The sequence below is a fragment of the Chryseobacterium defluvii genome (assembly GCF_003634775.1).
Classification (GTDB): domain Bacteria; phylum Bacteroidota; class Bacteroidia; order Flavobacteriales; family Weeksellaceae; genus Chryseobacterium; species Chryseobacterium defluvii.
This window is the reverse complement of the sequence record NZ_RBXB01000002.1, coordinates 457,947-474,936: the sequence shown is the minus strand read 5'-3', so window position 1 is coordinate 474,936 and position 16,990 is coordinate 457,947. Positions and strand designations below refer to the sequence as shown.

Below are 16,990 nucleotides of genomic sequence, written 5' to 3'. Positions count from 1 at the left end.
AATAAATTAAGTAAAACAATCACTTCATTTACCCAATAAATTATTTAAAATAATTTGTTTATCCAGAATATTTCCCCAATATTAAATAATTAAAAAAAATACAAACCCCTGAATTTCAAGATTAAAACTAATCTTTTTTCAGCTCATCTATTTTATCCTGAAGCTCCTGTATTTTATCTTTTAAAGTTTTGATTTCGTTTTTGTTTGAATTCACATTGCTTTTCAGCATCACATTTTTAGCCCTTTCATTGTGGTTTTCATCTTCCTCTTCCTCGTTGATCTCTTCAATATCTTCCTGGATATCCTCAATATCTTCATTAATTTCTTCAATATCTTCGCTGATCTCTTCGATATCCTCACTGATTTCTTCAATATCTTCCTGGATATCTTCAATATCTTCGCTGATTTCTTCGATGTCTTCCTGGATATCTTCAATTTTTTCATGACTCCTGTTTACAGACATCTGAATAAAAATGGCCAGATAAATAGCTTCCAGTGAAACTACCGTTGTAAGGATCAGAAGCATTTTATCAAATTCAACTATTCCCAGTAAAGGAAGCAGAAACGAGATGATAAAAAATAAGGTATGGGCAATTAGAGAAGGAATAGACCCGATCCACCAGGTTATTCCATTAGCAATTTTCTCTAAAGTTTCTGTTTTTTCATTATCTGTTTTCATCATTTTCAATTTTATAGAAGTTCTTTGGTTACCCCTAATCCAAACAAAGCAAAATCATATTTTGCCGGATCTTTATCATCAAATTTTCTTATTGCCCTGTCTAATTCTTCAACCGTTTTCCAGTCATTCTGAGTCCTTGATATCAATCCGAGCTTCCTTGACATATTTCCGGTATGCACATCCAACGGAATGGATAGATATTTCTGATCAATATTCCATATTCCAAAATCCACCCCACGCTGATCTTTCCGGATCATCCAGCGCAGGAACATGATAATTCTTTTGGCTGAAGAATTTTTGTAAGGTGAGCTTACATGCTTATGGCTCCGGTGTTTTTCCGTCTCTAAAAACTGTTCCCTGAATCTTTCTATAGCATGGTAAAAATTTATTTCAGGTTTTTCAAGCTTAAATAAATCCTCCAGGCTTCCATGATTAGTATATATTCTATTGAATTGCCTGATAAAATAAGCAAAATCCTCACCATTAAATGTCCGGTGAATACTTTTATCCTGAATTGAGGTTAACTCTTTACCAGAATGATTCATTACAAAATCATACGGCGAGTTACCCATTATATCCAACATTTTCTCTGCCGATTTTATAATTGATTTTCTGTTTCCCCAGGAAATTGTGGCCGATAAAAATCCGGCAATTTCTATATCCTGTTGTAAGGAAAAGCGATGCGGAATCTGCACCGGATCATTTTCAATAAAATCTGAATGATTGTATTGATCTGCCTTTTCGTTCAAAAAGTTTTTCAATTCTTCGGAGCTCAGCATACTTTCCTTAAATTTTCACACATTCCAATGCTTTCGGAAGAAATGTATTCGGGAAAACATTTCTGGCTTCATCCGTAAACACGGTAAGATCCGCATAACGGTTGGAGAAATGCCCTAAAATTAATTTTCCCACTTCAGCTTTCTGTGCAATCTTTGCAGCTTCCAAAGCGGTTGAATGTCCTGTATAATCTGCCATTTCCTTCAGATCATGCAGGAATGTGGATTCGTGATATAACACAGTCACATTCTTAATGATCGGGATCACACTTTCAAGATATCTCGTATCACTGCAAAAAGCATAGGAAACCGATGGAGCAGGCGCCACAGTAAGCACTTCGTTTTTGAGTACATATCCGTCACTTAGCACAAAATCTTTTCCGGCTTTAATATTATGATAATCACAAACTTCGATTTCATTGTATTTTGCAATCTCCTTCATATTCAGATGCCTGTCTTTCGGTTTTTCCTTAAAAAGATATCCGTTACAGTAAATCCTGTGATCAAGAGGAATGGTATACACTTCTACCCTGTTATCTTCATAGATTTTTTCCGAATAGTTTTTGTCCAGTTCATGATAAACCACTTCAAAGCCACGATGAGTTTCCGTAATGGTGAAAATGGTTTCCAGCATATTTCTGATTCCTTTAGGGCCATAAACATGTAAAGGATTTTCTCTCCCCAACAACCTAAAAGAAGCAATAAGCCCCGGAAGACCGAAACAGTGATCCCCATGAAGATGGGAGATAAATATATGATTGATTTTAGAAAACCTTGCTTTTGCTTTTCTCAGCTGGACCTGTGTTCCTTCTCCACAATCGATCAGGAAATGCCTTTCCTCCATTTCCAACAACTGGGATGTAGGAGATGAATTGATCGTCGGTATCGCTGAATTAAAACCTAGTATCGTTAAATAAGTACTCAAATCAATAGTTTAGGATAACAAATGTACAACAGAAAAACCTAAAACCCGAATTTATTGTTGATCGGCTACTTTAAGACCGCTTAAAAATAAATCCAGGGCTTTTTTTCGATGACTGATCTTATTTTTGTCTTCCGGATCCATTTCCGCAAAAGTTCTGTCATATCCTTCAGGAACAAAAACAGGATCATATCCGAACCCTTTGAATCCTTTATTCTCCGTCAATAAATTTCCGTACACCCTTCCTTCGAAATACTTTGCTCCATTTTCATCATAATAACATAAAACCGTAATAAAATAGGCTTTGCGGTTTTCTTCATCTTTCAGCTCGCTTAATACTTTTTCGATATTCTTAGCGAAATCATGATCTCCGGCATAACGCGCGGAAAAAATTCCCGGCCTCCCATCCAAAGCTTCTACCACCAACCCACTATCATCACCCAAACTTGGGATTCCTGTTTTTTCAAAACAATATTTAGCCTTAATTAAGGCATTAGCATTAAAAGAATCTCCATCTTCTATGATTTCTTCGTAAATATTATGATCCGTCAGGCTTTTAACGGTAAAATCATTTCCTAAAATCTGTTGGATTTCTTCTTTTTTATGCACATTGTGCGTGGCAACTAATAATTCCATATCCATTTTCATTTATATAGTTCAATAAAGAACACTTAATATTTTTTTATTCTGCCTGTAAAGCTCTTGTGACTCTTATGGCATTTTGCATTTTAAATTTCAGAATAATGTACTTTATATTTTTTCGTAAACAGGTAGTAGAAGAGAGAAAAAAGTACGATTCCAACTGCTAATACTACCCATTCGGAAACTTTCAAAGCATCTGCAAAACTTTCATTTTTGGTATAAATAATGAGCAGTGATGAGCATAAGTTATTAAAACCATGCAACAGCATGGGCAATAGCAAAGACTTTGTCTTATAATACACCAATCCCAGAACACAGCCTAATAAAACCGCCCCAACAAATTGCCACGGATTGGCGTGAACCACTCCGAAAATAATGGATGCCAATAATATCGCTTTCCAAGGCTCTACACCCTTATTGATCAGACCTTTTTGTATAATTCCTCTGAAAATAATTTCTTCAAAAATAGGAGCCATAATAACCGCCATGAGAATCATTACCGCTTTATCATCCGTTAATTTACTCATCAGATCAGAGAAAAATTCATAAAATTCTCCAAAGAAAGGTCCTGTTGTTGGGATCTGGGCGGTGATAAATTCTGCGATAAACATCATTCCCAACATCAAAGGGAAAATTAACAAATAGGTGTAAAAATTAGTAGGAGAAAAATTAAAATTCAGCTTCTTTCGGGTGGTAGGCCTTACAATAAGAAAATCAAAAGCAGCAATGACCAGTAAGAAAATCACGGCATTGGATATCATCAGGAACCATTCTTTATATTGCAGGTTTTCCTTAAAAACAAGCATCCAAAAGACGTTAAAAAATGAAACAATTATTGTTCCCACGAGAAAGCCGCCCAATAAGACAAGTCCTCCGACCCAAGTGAAAGTAAATTTTGGATATATACTTTTTTCCATTAATTTTTAAGCTTTGTCAAATATAAATTAATTACTTATAAACTGGAACTAAGTCCATCATTTTCTAATAAAGAAACAATTCTTGTCATAGACTCATCATATTCTTCATCGGAAGAGTTATAAAATTTCAGGAAATCCAGCTCATCATTCTGATCATCAATAGTCGAAGGAATGGAAAAATCTACATCTTTTATATATTCATCCCAATTTTCCAGTTTCCATGTATCGCGGTCAGAATTACGTTCAACCATACGCTGATGAATAACTTCCGGTTTTGTAATGACCCAGATTACCGTAAGCTTGGCATGATAGTCTTTTAATTTCGCTTTAAGGTTATTCATGTATTCAGGTGAGCGAATTTCTCTTGTAAAAGGTGCATTAATCAGCACTTTATCATCATATTGTAAAGCTTCCAAAGCCAGATCTACAATGGTTGTATATTCATAATCACGAATATATTTTTCAAAAAAATCTGAACTCCGGTTGTATTCTTCCCCGGCAACCACAAATATCTGCTTACTGAGTGGGATCAACGTATCTTTATCAAGATAAACTATATGCTTAAGCTTTTCTGAAATTTTCTTTGAAATATATGTTTTTCCTGAAGCAGGTGGTGAAGTAACAAGAATTAATCTTTTAGTCTTCATTTAAAAGAAATTTTAAACAAATATAGCCGTTAAAAATATTTTGTCAAACAAAATCAGGATTTATCACGATGATGAAATTCATATTTCCGGAAAGTTTTCTTTTTTCAATAAAAAATCACGATTTTTGCAACTTCAAAATACACTATGTCAGACTTAATCAAAGAAATACAGAAAAGAAAGACCTTCGGGATTATTTCTCACCCCGATGCCGGTAAAACCACTCTTACAGAAAAGCTGCTACTTTTCGGGGGTGCCATTCAGGAAGCAGGGGCGGTAAAGTCCAATAAAATAAAAAAAGGAGCGACCTCTGACTTTATGGAAATCGAAAGACAGAGAGGAATCTCGGTGGCGACTTCCGTATTGGCTTTTGAATATAAAGATCACAAAATCAACATTCTCGATACTCCGGGGCACAAAGATTTCGCCGAAGATACCTACAGGACATTAACAGCTGTTGACTCTGTAATTGTTGTCATTGATGTAGCCAAAGGGGTTGAGGAACAGACTGAAAAGCTGGTACAGGTATGCCGGATGAGAAATATTCCCATGCTGGTTTTCATCAATAAGCTGGACCGTGAAGGTAAAGATGCATTTGACCTGCTGGATGAAGTAGAGCAAAAATTAGGATTGCGTGTTGTTCCATTGTCTCTTCCTATCGGAATGGGGAGTGATTTCCAGGGAATTTATAATATCTGGGAAAATAATATTCAGTTATTTCTGGAAGAGAAGAAGCAGAAAGTAGGAGAATCCATTACATTTGATGATATAAATGACCCTTCTATTGACGAAGCTATTGGCAAAAAGGCTGCCGAAACGTTGAGAGAAGAGCTTGATCTGATCCAGTCCGTTTACCCGGAATTCAACCGTGAAGAGTATATGAAAGGAGATTTACAACCTGTTTTCTTCGGATCCGCATTGAATAATTTCGGGGTACGTGAATTGCTGGATGCATTTATTGAAATAGCTCCGATGCCACAAGCAAAAGAAAGCGATCTTCGTATTGTAAGGCCGGAAGAAAATCAGTTTACAGGCTTTGTTTTCAAGATCCACGCGAATATGGATCCGAAACACAGAGACCGTCTGGCTTTTGTAAAAATCGTATCCGGAACTTTCAAAAGGAATGAAAACTATCTCCTGGTAAGAGAAGGCAAAAAAATGAAATTCTCTTCTCCCAATGCATTCTTTGCTGATAAAAAAGAGGTTGTAGATGAAAGTTTCCCGGGAGATATTGTGGGACTTCACGATACGGGAAGCTTCAGAATCGGAGATACTTTAACCGGTGGTGAAAAGCTAAGCTTTAAAGGAGTTCCGAGCTTCTCGCCTGAACATTTCCGTTATATCAATAATAGTGACCCTTTAAAGGCAAAACAATTGGCAAAAGGTATCGATCAGCTTATGGATGAAGGAGTGGCCCAGCTCTTTACCCTTGAAATGAATGGAAGGAAAATCATTGGAACGGTAGGTGCACTTCAGTATGAGGTTATCCAGTATCGTCTGGAGCATGAATATGGCGCTAAATGTACTTATGAGCCTCTTTCCATGCATAAAGCATGTTGGGTGGAAGCGGATGAAAAATCAGAAGAGTTCAAAGAGTTTGCAAGGCTGAAACAAAGATTTTTAGCCAGAGATAAATTCAATCAGCTGGTATTTTTAGCGGACTCCTCATTTACCATTCATATGACGCAGGAAAAATTCCCGAATGTGAAACTGCATTTTATCAGTGAATTTCAAAACAGTTAATCCATAACTGAAAGTATACATAAAATCCGTGAAACTTTTCACGGATTTTTTTATTCACGTTGTTGAAAGATGATGAATTCTCAGAAAATCTTTTGTAAATCTTTTGTAAAATGAATACAAAATACTGATTGGATTGTATTTATAATTTTACTAAAGCAATACATTCTATTTACAAACATTACAAAAAAACCGCCCCTAATTTTACTCCATCAAAAAATTAATGTTATGAAAAAGTTCATACTACTGGTCGCTGTATCGAGCACCTTTATCATGTGTAAAAAAGGAGAAGTAAGCCAATCTCAGATTGAAGATGCGATCAAATCCGCAGACAGTGTCGCCACGGTTGCCACTGAAACCGTGAATTCCGTCCAAAACTCTGCCGACAAAATTTTAGATTCCGCCAATGTAAAAATTAAAGAATATGAGGAAACTAAAGAAGATATTAAAGAAAAGATTGAATCCACAACCAAGAGCATCGATTCCCTGTCTGATAAAATAGCTTCTGTAAAACTGGAATCCAAACCTGAAAAGAAAAAAGACACCACAGATAAAAAAACTGAAAAAATTGTGGTGAATGTACCGGCTCCGAAAGTAATTAAGGAAACCAAAGTCGTTTATAAGGATAAGCCTAAAAATGACAGCTATGAGCTTAATATGCCTAAAAACAGGATGATCAAAACAGGAACTTTGGAATTATCCGTAAACGATGCAGAAACAGCTAAAGAGATCGTAAAAGAGGAAGTTCGTAAATATGACGGATATATTAAAAGCGAGAATATTTCTTTACATACCAATGAAAAGAAAATAGCCTATCTGAAAGTAAAGGTTCCGATTCAAAAGTTTGAATATTTAATGGATGACATTGGTAATATGGGCCAGATCGAGAATAAAGGCATTGAGGTTTCCGGACAGGATTTTGCAGAAAATACCATGTGTGACCTTGATATTACCCTTTACGGGACTTCCGAAAGCTATGCTGAGAACAAAGAGCCTGAAACTTTTAGTGAAAAATCTTTCGCAGCGATTTCTTCCGGCTGGAATGTCATCACTTCAATTTTTCTGTTTTTACTTCCTTTCTGGCCTTTATTTCTCATGGCAGGAATAGGATATTATCTATACAAAAAGAAAAAAGCACAAGATTCTCCTGACCGTTCAAACGAGTCAAAATAACAAAATAAAAAGCCTTTCAGAAGATCTGAAAGGCTTTTTACTATTTCATATTCACTACCTTATCTACTACATATTTGGTATTTCCTCTCCAGGGCAATGCTCCGTTATATTCTTTATAATGAAGATCAAAGGTTTTACCGCTGTTGGTTTCTAATTGTTGGAAGATTTTAGGGTCTTCTACAGAAAATTCAAACTCATAGCTTGTAACAGTTCCCGTTTTTCCTCTTCCGAAACCTTCCTGAATCAATTTACCTTCATAGGTTTTGAAAATATACCCTTTTTTAATGGCATAATTGAGGTAGCCGGATTTCACTCCTTCCCCGAACACGAAGTAATACTTATACCAAACAAATACTCCTAAAAGTAAAAGTATGATCCCGAGAGTAATCCATAAGTATTTCATAGTGTAGTTTTTAAACAGTTTATTTTGCAATACTTCTTGAAATCACAATTTTCTGGATTTCAGAAGTTCCTTCATAGATCTGAGTGATTTTTGCATCTCTCATCATTCTTTCTACGTGATATTCCTTCACGTATCCGTAACCACCATGGATCTGTACTGCTTCAATCGTAGTATCCATTGCCACCTGAGATGCATATAATTTAGCCATAGCTCCGCTTTCAGAAATATCTTTTCCTGCATCTTTTTCTACAGCCGCTTTATAGCAAAGCATTCTTGCCGCTGTGATCTGGGTTGCCATATCTGCCAATTTGAAAGCAATAGCCTGGTGATTGATGATTTCCGTTCTGAAAGCTTTTCTTGTTTTGGCATATTTCAACGCCAATTCATAAGCACCTGAAGCGATCCCTAAAGCCTGGGAAGCAATTCCGATTCTTCCTCCGTTCAATACAGCCATTGCAAAATTGAACCCGAAACCGTCTTCACCGATTCTATTTTCTTTGGGTACTTTTACGTTGTTAAAAATCAAAGAGTGCGTATCACTTCCTCTGATTCCCAATTTATCTTCTTTTGGCCCAATTTCGAAACCTTCCCAACCTCTTTCTACGATAAATGCATTGATTCCTTTATGCTTTTTCTCAGGGTCTGTTTGAGCAATAACGATATAATAAGAAGCTGTTCCTCCGTTCGTAATCCAGTTTTTGATCCCGTTTAAAAGATAATAATCCCCTTTATCTTCCGCAGTAGTCTTTTGAGAAGTAGCATCCGAACCTGCTTCCGGCTCAGATAAAGCAAATGCTCCTATTACCTGTCCGCTTGCAAGAGGTGTAAGGTATTTTACTTTTTGCTCTTCGCTGGCAAATTTTTCAAGACCAGCACAAACCAATGAGTTATTTACAGACATTACAACAGCTGCAGAAGCATCAATTTTTGCAATCTCTTCCATCGCTAAAACGTAAGAAACACTGTCCATACCTGCTCCTCCGTATTTAGGATCTACCATCATTCCCAAAAGCCCCATTTCTCCCATTTTCTTTACCTGTTCAGTAGGAAACTTCTGGTCGCGGTCTCTTTCGATGACTTCCGGTAATAGTTCGTTTTGTGCAAAATCCCTTGCTGCCTGCTGAATCATCAGCTGTTCTTCCGATAAATTAAAGTCCATAAAAATTGAATAATTAGATGGTCGTAAATTTACACTTTTTAGGGAAACCTGAAAATAGAATTAGAAGTTAAGTCCTAAAAATTAGCAAATTAGACAAAAAACCAAAGAATTCCAATATCTTTTAAATTATCTCTAAAATATCATTAGTGTCATTCATAATTTTTCAATATATTATGATATGCATTTTACTAATTTCCAATTACTTTTATCCAGCTTTCATTATTAAAAAAAATGCTTATATTTAGAATTGTTTAAAACTGCTTAAAAAATTATGACGATTAAGAGATTATTTGATATACCTCATTATGCTTTAGAGAAATTTCCTAAAAATGATATGTTTGTTACGAAATATCATGGTGAATGGAAAAAAACCTCTACACAGGAGTTTATCAATGAAGGAAACAAAATATCCAGAGGACTTCTAAAGCTGGGGATCAAACCGGGGGATAAAATTGCATTGATTACAACCAATTCCCGTACGGAATGGGCTATTATGGATTTGGGGCTTTCTCAAATCGGGGTGGTGTCTGTACCGGTGTATCCAAGTATTTCTCCGGAAGATTATGAATTCATTTTCAATGATGCCGAAATAAAATACTGTTTTGTTTCCGACAAGGATCTTCTGAACAAAGTAATGAAAGTGAAGCATAACATTCCTTCCTTACAGGGTATTTTTACTTTTGAAAAAATAAGCGGTGCCGCCAACTGGAGAGAAATTTTAGACCTTGGAGAAGATGATTCCACTCAGATTGAAGTGGAAGATCTCGCCAATACCATCAATCCTGAAGACCTTGCCACTATCATTTATACTTCCGGGACTACAGGGAAACCTAAAGGGGTAATGCTTACCCACCATAATATTGTTTCCAATGTTCTGGGCTCCGTTCCGAGGATTCCCAGAAAGAAAAGTCTCGATTATAAAGATACGAGGGTTCTTAGCTTCTTACCTATCTGCCACATTTTTGAGAGAATGTTGTTCTATCTGTTCCAATACAATGGTTTCTCTGTATATTTTGCCGAAAGCATTGAAAAAATGGGCGAAAATGTGAAAGAAGTAAAGCCTCATTATATGAGTGTTGTTCCCAGACTGGTAGAAAAAGTTTATGATAAAATTTACAATACAGGCTCTTCTGCAGGGGGATTAAAATCCAAAATATTCTTCTGGGCATTAAATCTCATTACAAAAAAGAAAGAGGTTTCAAAGCCTTCCGGGCTACAGGAAATTATTGCCGACAAACTTGTGTTTTCTAAATGGAGAGAAGGCTTAGGCGGTGAGATTATCACACTGGTCTCAGGTTCTGCCGCCTTGTCTACAAGGTTAAACTTAATGTTCCAAAACGCCGGAATTCCTATCTTGGAGGGATATGGTTTAACAGAAACATCACCGGTAATTTCCGTAAATAGTTTTGAAAAAATGAAAGTGGGAACTGTTGGATTACCTTTAGATAATTTGGATGTAAAAATCCAGGAGGATGGAGAAATTACCGTAAAAGGTCCATCTGTTTTCAAAGGATATTTCAAGAATGAGGAAATGACAAAAGAAGCCTTTACAGATGACGGATATTTTAAAACCGGAGATATCGGACATATTGATAATGACGGGTTTTTACAGATTACCGATCGTAAAAAAGAAATGTTCAAAACATCCGGAGGAAAATATATTGCTCCCCAAACTATTGAAAATCTTGCTAAAGCTTCTAAATTCATTGAGCAGATTATGGTGGTGGGTGATGGTGAAAAAATGCCTTGTGCATTGATTCAACCGGATTTCGAGTTTGCCAAAAGCTGGGCTATGCGTAATAATATCAATGTTGGCTCTACTCCCGAAGAAATTGCAAAAAGCCCTGAATTGAAAGACAGAATTGAAAAAGAAATCGATGGCATCAATGAGCATCTCGGGAACTGGGAAAGGATCAAAAAAATTGAACTGACCCCTGAAGTGTGGGGTATTGACGGCGGACTGCTGACTCCTACTTTAAAGCTGAAAAGAAAAGCAATCAAGGAAAAGTTTATTGATCTGTACAATAAGATGTATGATCACCAAGAATAAAAAAATAAGGCCGGAAAATTTCCGGCCTTATTTTTTTATTCTTAAATCTCAATATGATTAAAATTTAATCACAGATTTCATTCTTTCAGTTTCTTCCATTACCAATTCGTCATCCACCAGGATTTTTCCTGAATGCTCATCAATAATAATTTTCTTTCTCTGAGCAATCTCCATCTGTTTTTGAGGCGGAATCGTAAAGAATGAACCTTTTGGAGCCCCTCTTTCCAATCCTACTACTGCTAAACCGTTGATAGAGCTGGTTCTTATTTTATTATAAGATGCCAATAATCTGTCATCAATCTTGGAAGCAAATTCCTTAGATCTCTCCAACAGATATTCTTCTTCTTTCTGGGTTTCAGAGATCAAACCATCCAACTCTTCTTTTTTGAATTTCAGGTGGTTCTTCAATTCGTCGATTTTTGAAGTAAGCTCACTTAACGTTTCGTTTTTATGAGCAATCTTAGCTCCGAATTCCTTAATTCTTTTTTCGGCAAGCTGAATTTCAAGTTCCTGATATTCAATTTCTTTACCTAATGCTTCAAACTCCTTATTGTTTCTTACATTATCCTGTTGAGATTTGTATTTTTCAATTAAGGTTTTTGCATGGTTGATTACTTCATGTTTAGTTTTGATCTGGTCGTCCTGATCTTTGATATCCGCATGAAATTTTTCAGCTCTTTTTTCAAGCCCTTCAATTTCGATTTCAAGATCTTCCACCTCGATTGGCAATTCTCCTCTTGTATTTCGGATTTCATCCAATCTTGAATCAATGATCTGCAAATCGTATAAAGCTCTTAATTTCTCTTCAACTGAAATATCGGTGGTTTTTGCCATATCTAAAGGAAATAATTTACTGGGTTTGTTTTTTCGTTAGATTTTGAGATTGCAAATGTACTAAATTTTTGTGACAAAATTTCAAATAATTGTTGAACAACGAATTGTTCTGACTCATAATGTCCGATATCACAAATCAGCATTTGGGATTCCGCTAAGAAATAATCGTGGTATTTGATATCTCCCGTAAGGTAAGCATCACATTTTTTGGATAAAGCAGATTTGATTCCGCTTGCGCCGGATCCACCCAACACTCCTACCCTCTTTATTTTTTTATTTGTAAAGGCAGAATGCTTAATGATTTCCAGATTGAATTTTTCTTTCACCATTTTCAGGAAATCTTTTTCATCCATAGCTTCCTCCAGCTCACCGTACATTCCTAATCCTGCATGTTGATTTTCATTATCTAAACTATAGATCTGATATGCCACTTCTTCATAAGGATGTGCTGACTTCATTGCTGAAATGATCTGTCCCAACTTATAGCTTTCAAAAATCACTGAAATCATATTCTCATCAGCGTTTTCCCGTATATTTTGTTGTCCGGAAAATGGATTTGAACCGTCCAACGGCCTGAATGTACCCTCTCCACCGATGCTGAAACTGCATTCGTCATAAAACCCTATATTTCCAGCTCCTGCTGAAAAAAGCGCCTGTTTCAACGATTCAGTGTAGTCTTTAGGAACATATACCGATAACTGTTTCAAGTTATTCTTCTTAGGTTGAAGAATTCTCATGCCTTTCAATCCCAACTGTTGACAAATTCCCGCATTCACCCCAAAGAAATCATTATCAAACGCCGTATGAATCGCATAAATGGCAATTTTATTTTCAACTGCTTTTAAAACAGCTCTTTCTACATAATTTTTGCCCGTAAGAGACTGTAATCCTGAAAAGATAATAGGATGAAAACATACGATAAGATTGCAGTTCTTATGAATGGCTTCCTCCACTACATTTTCCAACGCATCGTGGCAAACCAGGATTCCGGAAACATTCCGGTCCGGAACACCACACAAAAGACCTACATTATCAAAATCTTCTGCCTGGCGGATCTTTATATTTTCCTCAATTTTAGCAATTACTTCTTTTAATTTCATTCGATTGACTTGTAATGACGAAGATATTAATTTTATGAAAATAAATCCGGCTCAGACATCTTTTTCATATAATAAACCCGGCTTATGTATACATAAGCCGGGTTCCAATATAGTCATGAGATTTTAATCTTTGAAAAGTGATACCCTGGTAAAGGAATCCACAACTACGTTACAGCCTGTGTCCGATTCCAAAAAGAGCTGGTAACCTCTTCCCGGATCTAAGCTTGCGGCATCAGCAATCGTATAAAAGTAGAATGTAAGAACATTCCCTACTCCATTGGAGCCACTTGGCAAAAACTGAATAGAATTAACAATAAAGCCTGAATCGGGATTCGTCAGTGTGGCCTTCACCGAGCCCGAACTATTAGAACCCGGAGTTATATTGGCTATAAGCCTCCAGATATGGACCTGTCCGTAAATTTCATTCTCACGCCATTTATTGGTGTTGGAATTATAAATATTAGATGTTACTCCCGGGAATGGAACAGTTGTTTCCGGCCAGCTGGTGGTAGGACTTGCTGCAAATACCAATGGAACAGCATATACAACCTGTTGCTTTGGACCGTACCCACTTCCTGCTGCAGTAAGGTTAAGAGTGGGCTTTACTCCTGCATTTCCTGAATTTATTTTTACAACACCGTCATTTCCTGCCTGAGAAGAAGTAGCAACAAAAAGTTGCCTCCATACCGTACCATCCCAGTATTGAAAGGCGTTGACTGTAGTATTGAAAATGAGAGTACCAATAGCCAGGCTCGCATTTACAACTCCTGCGGGAGGGATCGTAAGAGTATTATTATCGGCTAAATTTGTATTTCTTTCTGCATCTGTGAGGCGCGGAATCAGGATTCCTTTCTGATTGGAAGTAACATCCAGTACGGTTGCTGAATTAGGGTTTGTAGTATTAATCCCTACTTGACTATTAAATAAAGAGCATAACGCCCCCAAGAGGGCTGCAGTAATAATTTTTTTCATGATTTATTGTTTTTTTGTGACATAAAATTACAAAGAATACCATAACATGTAAATAAAATTTTATTTTTATATGTCATATTATTTTTATATATTACCGAAACAAAATACTGAAAACCAGTAAATTAATACATGATAATTCACAAATCAATGAGCTTAATATCATACATTCTTCTACCTATAAGCTTTTTACCCTATATTTGTATACTAACCCATTAAAATATTATCTTAGGTTATAATTTGAAATAGCATGGAAAAAGAACACAATCTTATTCCCGAAGACACCTTGTGGAAAAGATTTTTATATCGTGTCATTAATCGTTCCGATACAAGACTCGGAAAATTGTTTGACATTGTATTATTAATTCTTATCTTGTTAAGCACGCTCATTGTAATGATGGAAAGCATCCCCTGGCTGGATAAAAAATTCCATATAACTTTTCTAATCCTGGAATGGATCATTTCTCTGCTTTTCACCATAGAGTATAGCATGCGTATAGCTGTAGTGAAAAATAAAAGACATTATATTTTCAGTTTTTTCGGGATCATAGATTTTTTATCGCTTATCCCTTTTTACTTAAGCTTATTTTTCCCTGTTACCAAATACTTCCTTATCTTCAGAATGTTGAGAATGTTAAGAATCTTCAGAATTTTTAATCTTCTCGATTTTATGAATGATGGATACCTCATCGTAAAAGCATTGAAAAACAGTTCAAGAAAAATCTATATTTTCCTTCTGTTCCTGATTATTTTCTCAGTCATTGTTGGCTCCATGATGTTTATGGTAGAGGGCGGAAGGCCAGGATTCGAAAGTATTCCGCAATCTATTTACTGGGCAGTTGTTACCGTAACCACTGTGGGATATGGTGATGTTTCTCCGATTACTCCTTTGGGAAAATTTTTTGCGGTAATTTTAATGTTGGCCGGTTACTCGATTATTGCTGTTCCTACAGGAATAGTAACCGCTGAAATGAGAAACAAAAGACAAAACCTTGAAAAGATATGTGACAGGTGTGGCAATGAGGATATTGATGATGATGCAAGGTATTGTAAACAATGTGGCAAGAAATTAGCTTAATATTTTTATAATTAATCTATTAACCAAATACCACAAGAATTATGGAACCTAAAAAGAAAAACAAACCCAACAGCCTGGTGATGATTTTATTTGCTTTAGTAATATTAATGGTCATCATTTATTTTATCTTAGTCATGTTTTTCCCTGCCGTATTCAGTAGTATGAACACAGGAGACATTCAACCTGTACCTAATAAATAAAACAGAAAAGACGGCTTTGAGCCGTCTTTTATATTAGAATGCAAATTATTTATTTTTTAATTGCTTTAATGGTTTGCTGAGAGCCATCTTTCAGAGTAAGCGTTACGAAATACATCCCTTGCTTTAATTCTCCTAAATGCAGCACAGAACCGGGATTCTCAATAGTTTTGATTAGCCTTCCTACTGCATCGGTTACAAAAACTGATTTCACGTTTCTAACATCCGAAATGTTCAACACATCCGTGAATGGGTTTGGATACGCTTTGATATTGTTTTTAGTTCCGGAAATTTCCGAGGTTGATAGTGGAGCTTGTTCTACGATGAAGTTATCTACAAAGAATTCATAGTCTTCAGTGTCGTTTACTGTTCCATCTGACCCGTAAAATGCAAAAACAGTGTTTGCTCCTGTATAAGACGTAAGATCCAAAGAGAACAGTGTTGACGTATTGGAAGGAGCATTAGCAGCAGTCCATGTTTGCAACACCGTCCAGGTATTTCCTCCGTCAGAAGAAACCACAAACTGGATCACATCATCAGAACCCATACCTGAAGGCCCCGGATCATTATATGCCGTCACCCCATAATCAAATTTCACGCGATATCCTCCTGCGGATAAATTAAATGGCACCGTCTTCAGCCACCCTACCGTATCCGTAGTATACAGATTAATTACACCAGAACCTGTTGAACCTGAGCCCAGGAATCCATCTTCATACCAATAACTATACGTTCCTGTAGGAGGGGTACTTGTTGGAGAACCACCGGATAACTGTTCCCAACATGTAGGTGGGAATGTCGCAAAATCATTCGTATAGGCAGGAACCACAACAGCACAATCTGTTGTAAAAGTGGCACCTATAGACCATTGACTTTTATCCGTAGTACTACAAGCAGAGCGTACCCACACATAATAATTGGTAGCTGAAGCCAAAGTAGCAGGTAATGTGACCGAAACAGCTGAAGCACCCACACTTCCTGTTGCCGTGGTAGTAGCCGTTGGAGCTGTATTGGAAGTAGATACATAATACTCATACCCCACCCCTACGGTACTGGTAGAAGCCACCCATACTATTGTTGCCGAATTGGAAGTCACTCCGTTTACAGTTACATTACTTGGCGCAAGACAGCTTGGTGCAGCTCCGATATTCACCATATAATCATGTGCTTCTCCATAACCGTCAATATTACAAGGTATAGGCTGGCTTGAATACCTGTCTCCTACTCTCATCCGATATGTCCCGGGAGTTACAGTAGTAGGTATGCTAATATTACCATCTGTGATATCCGATCCAGTGGCACTGGAACTGCTTGCCGAGGCTACCAGCTCAGGAGCTGTATCATCAAAATTTCCATCATTGTTGAAATCTATCCAGATACGGATATTTTGGCTTCCATAGTTATGAGTTACCGAAAAAGGATAATGTAATCCGGCATTCATACTTATGGTTTGTGTGGTAAAGTCACCATAGGCATTTGTAGAGCATCCCGTGTTCAGATGGCTAAAGCCAGCAGCAGGTATTTGAAAACTGTCGATTTGATCCCCATCATCACAGCCGGAAGCGAATGCGGGTGTACAATACGTTTGAGCAAACGCTCCAATCCCCAGACTTATAAAGCCCAATAATAGAATTTTTTTCATGTTAATAATTTTGTTTCGCACTAAATTAAACAAAATTTCATTATTATTAAAAAAAAATAAATTTT

The 16,990-nt window shown here is 36.6% G+C and carries 17 protein-coding genes; 5 read left to right on the top strand and 12 right to left on the bottom strand.

Features of this window, described 5'->3' with window-relative positions:
* Positions 1–127: 127 nt before the first annotated feature.
* From BCF58_RS08960 to BCF58_RS08935, 6 genes are all read right to left on the bottom strand, one after another.
* Positions 128–682 (bottom strand): DUF1003 domain-containing protein, encoded by a 555-nt coding sequence (locus BCF58_RS08960; protein ID WP_121462018.1) that lies wholly within the window; start codon positions 680–682, stop codon positions 128–130.
* Positions 683–690: 8 nt separating this feature from the next.
* A complete protein-coding gene (locus tag BCF58_RS08955) occupies positions 691–1,455 on the bottom strand; it encodes a TIGR02757 family protein (RefSeq protein WP_121462017.1) in 765 nt (254 codons plus the stop codon).
* 10 nt (positions 1,456–1,465) lie between these two features.
* Positions 1,466–2,380 (bottom strand): ribonuclease Z, encoded by a 915-nt coding sequence (locus tag BCF58_RS08950; RefSeq protein WP_121461456.1) that lies wholly within the window; start codon positions 2,378–2,380, stop codon positions 1,466–1,468.
* Positions 2,381–2,431: 51 nt separating this feature from the next.
* The gene (gene rdgB, locus BCF58_RS08945; RefSeq protein ID WP_121462016.1) at positions 2,432–3,019 is read right to left on the bottom strand and encodes an RdgB/HAM1 family non-canonical purine NTP pyrophosphatase; all 588 of its coding nucleotides are present in this window, start codon (positions 3,017–3,019) and stop codon (positions 2,432–2,434) included.
* A gap of 86 nt (positions 3,020–3,105) precedes the next feature.
* Positions 3,106–3,936 (bottom strand): CPBP family intramembrane glutamic endopeptidase, encoded by an 831-nt coding sequence (locus BCF58_RS08940; RefSeq protein WP_121461455.1) that lies wholly within the window; start codon positions 3,934–3,936, stop codon positions 3,106–3,108.
* A gap of 35 nt (positions 3,937–3,971) precedes the next feature.
* Positions 3,972–4,583: an AAA family ATPase gene (locus BCF58_RS08935; RefSeq protein WP_121461454.1), complete on the bottom strand. Its 612-nt coding sequence runs from the start codon at positions 4,581–4,583 to the stop codon at positions 3,972–3,974.
* 144 nt (positions 4,584–4,727) lie between these two features.
* On the opposite strand from BCF58_RS08935, the gene BCF58_RS08930 reads away from it, so the two are divergent.
* Both BCF58_RS08930 and BCF58_RS08925 read left to right on the top strand, forming a co-directional pair.
* Positions 4,728–6,323, top strand: a complete 1,596-nt coding sequence (locus tag BCF58_RS08930; protein ID WP_121461453.1) for a peptide chain release factor 3 — start codon at positions 4,728–4,730, stop codon at positions 6,321–6,323.
* Between the two features lie 225 nt (positions 6,324–6,548).
* Positions 6,549–7,493 carry a DUF4349 domain-containing protein gene (locus tag BCF58_RS08925; protein WP_121461452.1) on the top strand — a complete coding sequence of 315 codons (945 nt, stop codon included), beginning with the start codon at positions 6,549–6,551 and terminating at the stop codon, positions 7,491–7,493.
* Positions 7,494–7,533: 40 nt separating this feature from the next.
* Here the strand turns inward: BCF58_RS08925 and BCF58_RS08920 are convergent, their stop codons facing one another.
* Both BCF58_RS08920 and BCF58_RS08915 read right to left on the bottom strand, forming a co-directional pair.
* The gene (locus BCF58_RS08920) at positions 7,534–7,896 is read right to left on the bottom strand and encodes a hypothetical protein (RefSeq protein WP_121461451.1); all 363 of its coding nucleotides are present in this window, start codon (positions 7,894–7,896) and stop codon (positions 7,534–7,536) included.
* A 19-nt stretch (positions 7,897–7,915) separates the two neighbouring features.
* Complete coding sequence (locus tag BCF58_RS08915) at positions 7,916–9,055, bottom strand: acyl-CoA dehydrogenase (protein WP_121461450.1); 1,140 nt, start codon at positions 9,053–9,055, stop codon at positions 7,916–7,918.
* Positions 9,056–9,326: 271 nt separating this feature from the next.
* Here BCF58_RS08915 and BCF58_RS08910 point away from each other — a divergent pair, with 271 nt between their 5' ends.
* Positions 9,327–11,105 carry an AMP-dependent synthetase/ligase gene (locus BCF58_RS08910; RefSeq protein WP_121461449.1) on the top strand — a complete coding sequence of 593 codons (1,779 nt, stop codon included), beginning with the start codon at positions 9,327–9,329 and terminating at the stop codon, positions 11,103–11,105.
* Between the two features lie 57 nt (positions 11,106–11,162).
* On the opposite strand, the gene BCF58_RS08905 is transcribed toward BCF58_RS08910, so the two are convergent.
* The 3 genes from BCF58_RS08905 to BCF58_RS08895 all read right to left on the bottom strand — a co-directional run bounded on the left by BCF58_RS08905 (position 11,163) and on the right by BCF58_RS08895 (position 14,011).
* On the bottom strand, positions 11,163–11,939 hold the full coding sequence (locus tag BCF58_RS08905) for a zinc ribbon domain-containing protein (RefSeq protein ID WP_121461448.1): 777 nt from the start codon (positions 11,937–11,939) through the stop codon (positions 11,163–11,165).
* A gap of 2 nt (positions 11,940–11,941) precedes the next feature.
* The gene (locus BCF58_RS08900) at positions 11,942–13,039 is read right to left on the bottom strand and encodes a Nif3-like dinuclear metal center hexameric protein (protein WP_121461447.1); all 1,098 of its coding nucleotides are present in this window, start codon (positions 13,037–13,039) and stop codon (positions 11,942–11,944) included.
* Positions 13,040–13,162: 123 nt separating this feature from the next.
* Entirely contained in the window at positions 13,163–14,011 is an 849-nt protein-coding gene (locus BCF58_RS08895) for a hypothetical protein (RefSeq protein WP_121461446.1), read from the bottom strand.
* Between the two features lie 247 nt (positions 14,012–14,258).
* On the opposite strand from BCF58_RS08895, the gene BCF58_RS08890 reads away from it, so the two are divergent.
* Positions 14,259–15,086, top strand: coding sequence for an ion transporter (locus BCF58_RS08890; RefSeq protein ID WP_121461445.1), 828 nt, complete (start codon positions 14,259–14,261; stop codon positions 15,084–15,086).
* A 41-nt stretch (positions 15,087–15,127) separates the two neighbouring features.
* Positions 15,128–15,286 (top strand): hypothetical protein, encoded by a 159-nt coding sequence (locus BCF58_RS17380; RefSeq protein ID WP_170148996.1) that lies wholly within the window; start codon positions 15,128–15,130, stop codon positions 15,284–15,286.
* Between the two features lie 49 nt (positions 15,287–15,335).
* On the opposite strand, the gene BCF58_RS08885 is transcribed toward BCF58_RS17380, so the two are convergent.
* Complete coding sequence (locus tag BCF58_RS08885) at positions 15,336–16,925, bottom strand: GEVED domain-containing protein (RefSeq protein WP_121461444.1); 1,590 nt, start codon at positions 16,923–16,925, stop codon at positions 15,336–15,338.
* Positions 16,926–16,990 lie beyond the last annotated feature (65 nt).

What these genes read in the sequence shown, in the direction of transcription:
- BCF58_RS17380 (WP_170148996.1), top strand. Translation starts at nt 15,128, where the DNA reads ATGGAACCTAAAAAGAAAAACAAACCCAACAGCCTGGTGATGATTTTA.
- BCF58_RS08885 (WP_121461444.1), bottom strand. Translation starts at nt 16,925, where the DNA reads ATGAAAAAAATTCTATTATTGGGCTTTATAAGTCTGGGGATTGGAGCG.
- BCF58_RS08895 (WP_121461446.1), bottom strand. Translation starts at nt 14,011, where the DNA reads ATGAAAAAAATTATTACTGCAGCCCTCTTGGGGGCGTTATGCTCTTTA.
- rdgB (WP_121462016.1), bottom strand. Translation starts at nt 3,019, where the DNA reads ATGGATATGGAATTATTAGTTGCCACGCACAATGTGCATAAAAAAGAA.
- BCF58_RS08925 (WP_121461452.1), top strand. Translation starts at nt 6,549, where the DNA reads ATGAAAAAGTTCATACTACTGGTCGCTGTATCGAGCACCTTTATCATG.
- BCF58_RS08960 (WP_121462018.1), bottom strand. Translation starts at nt 682, where the DNA reads ATGATGAAAACAGATAATGAAAAAACAGAAACTTTAGAGAAAATTGCT.
- BCF58_RS08905 (WP_121461448.1), bottom strand. Translation starts at nt 11,939, where the DNA reads ATGGCAAAAACCACCGATATTTCAGTTGAAGAGAAATTAAGAGCTTTA.
- BCF58_RS08940 (WP_121461455.1), bottom strand. Translation starts at nt 3,936, where the DNA reads ATGGAAAAAAGTATATATCCAAAATTTACTTTCACTTGGGTCGGAGGA.
- BCF58_RS08890 (WP_121461445.1), top strand. Translation starts at nt 14,259, where the DNA reads ATGGAAAAAGAACACAATCTTATTCCCGAAGACACCTTGTGGAAAAGA.
- BCF58_RS08900 (WP_121461447.1), bottom strand. Translation starts at nt 13,039, where the DNA reads ATGAAATTAAAAGAAGTAATTGCTAAAATTGAGGAAAATATAAAGATC.
- BCF58_RS08930 (WP_121461453.1), top strand. Translation starts at nt 4,728, where the DNA reads ATGTCAGACTTAATCAAAGAAATACAGAAAAGAAAGACCTTCGGGATT.
- BCF58_RS08910 (WP_121461449.1), top strand. Translation starts at nt 9,327, where the DNA reads ATGACGATTAAGAGATTATTTGATATACCTCATTATGCTTTAGAGAAA.
- BCF58_RS08920 (WP_121461451.1), bottom strand. Translation starts at nt 7,896, where the DNA reads ATGAAATACTTATGGATTACTCTCGGGATCATACTTTTACTTTTAGGA.
- BCF58_RS08935 (WP_121461454.1), bottom strand. Translation starts at nt 4,583, where the DNA reads ATGAAGACTAAAAGATTAATTCTTGTTACTTCACCACCTGCTTCAGGA.
- BCF58_RS08915 (WP_121461450.1), bottom strand. Translation starts at nt 9,055, where the DNA reads ATGGACTTTAATTTATCGGAAGAACAGCTGATGATTCAGCAGGCAGCA.